The organism is Rhodoblastus sp. (assembly GCF_041915505.1).
GTDB lineage: Bacteria > Pseudomonadota > Alphaproteobacteria > Rhizobiales > Beijerinckiaceae > Rhodoblastus.
Window position 1 is genome coordinate 1 of record NZ_JAYSBG010000303.1, and the last position, 4,282, is coordinate 4,282.

Annotated in this window: 4 protein-coding genes; 3 read left to right on the top strand and 1 reads right to left on the bottom strand. The window is 68.1% G+C overall.

From position 1 onward, the window contains the following. Positions 1–193: 193 nt before the first annotated feature. Genes ACE3S9_RS15695 through ACE3S9_RS15705 form a run of 3 tightly spaced genes read left to right on the top strand, consistent with a single transcriptional unit; the run spans position 194 to position 3,105 of the window. Positions 194–2,011 carry a sensor histidine kinase gene (locus tag ACE3S9_RS15695; protein ID WP_374547418.1) on the top strand — a complete coding sequence of 606 codons (1,818 nt, stop codon included), beginning with the start codon at positions 194–196 and terminating at the stop codon, positions 2,009–2,011. Next, positions 2,004–2,729 carry a peptidoglycan-binding protein gene (locus tag ACE3S9_RS15700; protein ID WP_374547419.1) on the top strand — a complete coding sequence of 242 codons (726 nt, stop codon included), beginning with the start codon at positions 2,004–2,006 and terminating at the stop codon, positions 2,727–2,729. The genes ACE3S9_RS15695 and ACE3S9_RS15700 overlap by 8 nt, the downstream gene beginning before the upstream one ends. 40 nt (positions 2,730–2,769) lie before the next feature. Then, positions 2,770–3,105, top strand: coding sequence for a DUF1491 family protein (locus ACE3S9_RS15705; protein WP_374547420.1), 336 nt, complete (start codon positions 2,770–2,772; stop codon positions 3,103–3,105). Here ACE3S9_RS15705 and ACE3S9_RS15710 read toward each other — a convergent pair. After that, positions 3,102–4,226 carry a DUF2336 domain-containing protein gene (locus tag ACE3S9_RS15710; protein ID WP_374547421.1) on the bottom strand — a complete coding sequence of 375 codons (1,125 nt, stop codon included), beginning with the start codon at positions 4,224–4,226 and terminating at the stop codon, positions 3,102–3,104. The genes ACE3S9_RS15705 and ACE3S9_RS15710 overlap by 4 nt on opposite strands. Positions 4,227–4,282: the final 56 nt, after the last annotated feature.

Sequence of the window (4,282 nt, forward strand, 5' to 3'; positions counted from 1 at the left end):
GCGATCCGAAGATTTTACGAAAGTTTAACCTTTTCAACGCGTTTAAGAAACGAAGATGAAACCATAATGGGGCAATGATGCTTTTCGGACCGGAATGTTGCGCCGGGCTTTTAGAGGTCACTTAACGGGCGCGGCGCAATGTGGGTCCATGAGATGCGTCTTTTGGCGCATGGTTCGTGTCGGGTAGAGTCCCATGTCGCGCGTGGAAGCACAACGACCAGCATTGGCGGCGACCGCCGCGCAACTCGGCGAGTTCGAGCGCTGGCGGCGCAACCATTTCATTTCGCTGCGCCTCGCCCTCACCATGCCTTTCATGGCGCTTGCGCCGGTTTTTCTGCTGGTGAACGGCGCGCCCAGCAGTTGGGACGTGGTCGCTTTCGCCTTCCTGCTGGCGCCGCTCGGCGGCGTCTACGCCTTGCATCGCTTCGGCCGGTTCGACATCGCGCAATCGGTCTGCGTCGGCGCGACCCTGCTGCTCGGCGTCGTGCTGACGCTGGCCAATGGCGCGATCACCATCGGCGCCGTCGCCTGTTTCCTGCTCGGCCCGCTCGAAGCGGCGCTCGGCGACATGCCGCGCTTCGCCAACGCCGGGGCGGTCGCCTCCGTCCTGGCCATGCTGGCGATGATTGCGGGCGCCTATTTCGGCCTGCTTCAGCCCCAGCCCCACGGCGGCGCCTATGTCGATCTCGCCACCGTCGTCTCCGCCATGCTCTATGGCGGCCTGCTTGCGGCCTGGAGCGCGCGGATGGGCGAAATGCGCGACCGCAGCGCGCGCGCGAGCATCGACGCCTATCGCGAACTGACCGAAACCGTCGGCGATCTCGTGGTCCAGCTCGATCGCGCCGGCGCGGTGACCGATTTCATCACCGATCCCGCCAACGCTTTCCGCTCCGCGCGCCGCGATCTGTCCGGACGCGGCCTGTTCGAGCGGATTCTGGTCGCCGACCGCCCGGGCTTCCTGAAGGCGGTTTCCGACGCCGCGCTCGCCGATCATATCGTCCAGGCCGAATTTCGCCTGCGCGCCGAGCCCGAGGGCGAGCCGGGGGATGATTTCGCCTCGCCGCATTACATCTGGGTCGAAATGCGCGCCCATTGCTCGCGGTCCTCGGCCGGCGCGGTGATGGCGATCCTGCGCGACATCACGCCGATGAAAGAGGCCCGCGCCGCCGCCCAGGAGGCGCGCGAGGCGAGCGAGCTCGCCAACGCCTGGCGCGAACGTTTTCTGGCCAATGTCAGCCATGAGCTGCGCACGCCGTTGAACGCCATCATCGGCTTTTCGGAAATGCTGAACAATCCCGACATGGCGCCGAAGGACCCGGCCCGCCAGCGCGAATATGCCGGCATCATCCACCAGTCGGGCCAGCATCTCCTGAGCCTCGTCAACACCATTCTCGACGTGTCGAAAATGGAGACCGGCAATTTCGAAATCCAGCCGGAGCCATTCGACCTCGGCGGGCTGATCGATTTCGCCTGCGACGTGGTCAAGCTGCGCGCCTCGGAGAAGAAGATCGCGCTGACCCGCGCCAATGCGCCGCATATCGGCGAAATCATCGCCGACAAGCGCGCCTGCAAGCAGATCCTGCTCAATCTGCTGTCGAATGCGATCAAATTCTCGCAGGAGGGCGGCAGCGTCTCGATCGTCGTCCGCGCCGACGGCGCCTTTGTCGAGATCGCCGTGTCCGACACCGGCATTGGCGTGACCCCGGCCGATCTCGCCAAGCTGGGCGATCCCTTCTTCCAGGCCCGCGCGACTTATGACCGTCCCTATGAGGGCGCGGGGCTCGGCCTGTCCATCGTGCGCGGCCTCGTCGGCCTGCATGGCGGCTCCATGACCTTCGAGAGCGCGCCGAACGAAGGCGCCTGCGTCACCGTCCGCCTGCCGATGGATTGCCGCAACGCTCGCAAGATCGCCGGACATTACGTCAAGATCGAAACTCTGGCGCAGCGCGGCCGCCCGCTCGCGGCGCCCGAGGCCGCCAGCTCCAGTGATCAGGTGAAGAAAATTGCGTGAGATCGCCGCCGCCTCCGATTTCGATTTTGTCGCCCTCGAACCGCGCCGCCCGGTGCAAGGGGGGGCGCGCAAGCGCGCTCAGGGCAAGAACGCCGGCAAAAACGCCGCTGCGGCCGGCGGTTCGCGTTTCGGCGCCGTGTGGCGCTATCGCACCCCGGCCTTCGGCGCGATCCTGCTGTCGGCGCTGCTTGGCGCCATCGTGGTCAACGCCATGTTTCTGCAGCATGGCCGCCATCCCGCGCCGCTGTTCGGCGCCACGGTGAAGATCGAGGCGCCCAAACCGCCGCCGCGCCCGCCGATCCGTCCGTCCTCAATCGACGCCTTGCTGACCGAGCGGATTCCGGCGGCGCCGTTGCAGCCGGTCAATCCGGCGCAGGAAGCGGCCTTCTCGCCGCCGGTCACGGACGAGCAGCCGGCCGCCGCTCCCGCCGCGCCCGCTCCCGCCGCCGTCCCTGCGAAAAAGGCGCATGATCTGATCGGCGCGCTGATCGCCGGCAATGGCGTGGTGGCGCCGGCGGCCTCCGCCAAGAGCGTGACCTCGGCCCAGCGCGCCTTGCAGAAGCTCGGCGCGTCGGTGAAGCCCGATGGCGAATTGGGCGCGGGCACCCGCAAGGCGGTCGAGGCGTTCCAGCGCGAGAACCATCTTCCGGCGACCGGCGAATTGAACGCCAAAACCAAACGCCTGCTCGCCGCGCGCTCCGGTCTGCCAGTCGACTGACAGGACTGGCGCGCCTCGCTTTTCCGGCTATCCTTGCTCCATGCGTCTGCGTAGCGATATCTGGGTCGCGGCCTTTCTGCGCCGTTGCGGCTCGCAAAATGTCCCGGTGTTCCTGCGTCGTCGCGGCGCGCCCGAGGCCGGGGCCATTTTCGTCAAGATCGACCGGCTGGACGGCAGCGCGGCTTTGTTCGCGCCGGCGCCGCAGAGCGAGGCGCGCGAGGATGTCGCGCGGCTGTTCGCGCGGGCGCATGGCGACGATTGGATCGAAGGCGCGCAGGTCGAGGCGAAACTCGCCAAGGAAATCGCCTTCGATCCCGACCTGTGGATTCTCGACGTCGAGGATCGCGCCGGGCGGGTGATGCTCGACGTGGCCTAAAAGCTTTTCCGGAGCGGCAAGTCGGGCTGCGACGCGCCAGAGCCGTGAGCGCCCGTCTGCGCATGCGTCACGGTCGCCGCGAACGGCCGCACTGGCGCGCGCGCGGAAGACGCGGCGGCGCGCGGCGCGCCGGTCATGGCGTCCACGATGCGCGTGGCGACGCGCCGGGGGATCGCCTGGAACAATTTCATCGTCCGGCCGAACAGGTCCGGCGACAGCGCCACTTTCGGAAAGGCGATCAGGAAAATGCGCGCGGCGGCGGGTTGCGGCAGCCCGATCGCGACAAAGGCCAGCGCCAGCGCGTCGCCGCTTTCATCCTCGACGATGCGCCGCGCGCAGAGTGAATCGCAGCGCAGCAGATCGGCCAGCAGCAGCGCGAAAGTCGTTCTTTTCTGCCGGATCGCGGCGGCTTCGATCCGCGCCGCCGCGTCGTCGTCGAGCGTTTCGCTCGCGGCGGCCGACGCGAGGCCAGATTGCGCGAGACCGGCTTCGAGCGCGAGCGCGATCAGCCGCGCGCGCTCCTGCGCATCGGCGGCGAGATAGAGCGGCAGGCAATCGAGCGTCGGCGCGCAGCGGTCGAGCAGGGCGCGCGCCAGCGCCGGGTCGTCGCGTCCGCGCAGCGCCAGCAGGCGCAGGCTCTCGGCGCCGAGCGGGGCGAGCGGATTGGCGGCCAGCGCCCGGGCGATCTCGCGCTCCGGACGCGCCGCGAGCAGGCGGACCGCCTCGCGGTCGAGATCGCTGCGCTGGGCGACGGCGGCGGCGAGGTCGCAGGCGCCGCTCGCCGCGACATGGCGCAGGTCGCGCCATTCGATCTGCGGTCCCGCGCGCAAAATCTCCCGCTCCGCTTCGACGCTGCGGGCGCGAATCCGTTTCAGCAAGGTGGCGGGCGCGTCGGCGCAGCCCGCCAGTTTGCGCGCGACATGGATCAGGGTCGCCTCGTCGGCGCTGTCGATCAGCCGGTCCGCCATTTCCTCATAGAGCCGGATTTCCTCCGGCGTATGTTGCGGATGGAGGGCGAACAGATCGGTGGTGACGCGCAGGAGCACCGGGCGCATTTCGCTGGGCTTGGCCTCGGCGGAAGCGGCGAGGTCGCGCAGGCGGGCGTAAATGTCGGTCGGCATGGAACGGGATCCCGAAATTTTTCGGATAAGCCCACGCTAGCCGAGCTTTATTGACA

Bases quoted from the DNA above. Each gene is read 5' to 3' on its own strand.
- ACE3S9_RS15695 (WP_374547418.1), top strand. From the start codon at position 194: ATGTCGCGCGTGGAAGCACAACGACCAGCATTGGCGGCGACCGCCGCG.
- ACE3S9_RS15705 (WP_374547420.1), top strand. From the start codon at position 2,770: ATGCGTCTGCGTAGCGATATCTGGGTCGCGGCCTTTCTGCGCCGTTGC.
- ACE3S9_RS15710 (WP_374547421.1), bottom strand. From the start codon at position 4,226: ATGCCGACCGACATTTACGCCCGCCTGCGCGACCTCGCCGCTTCCGCC.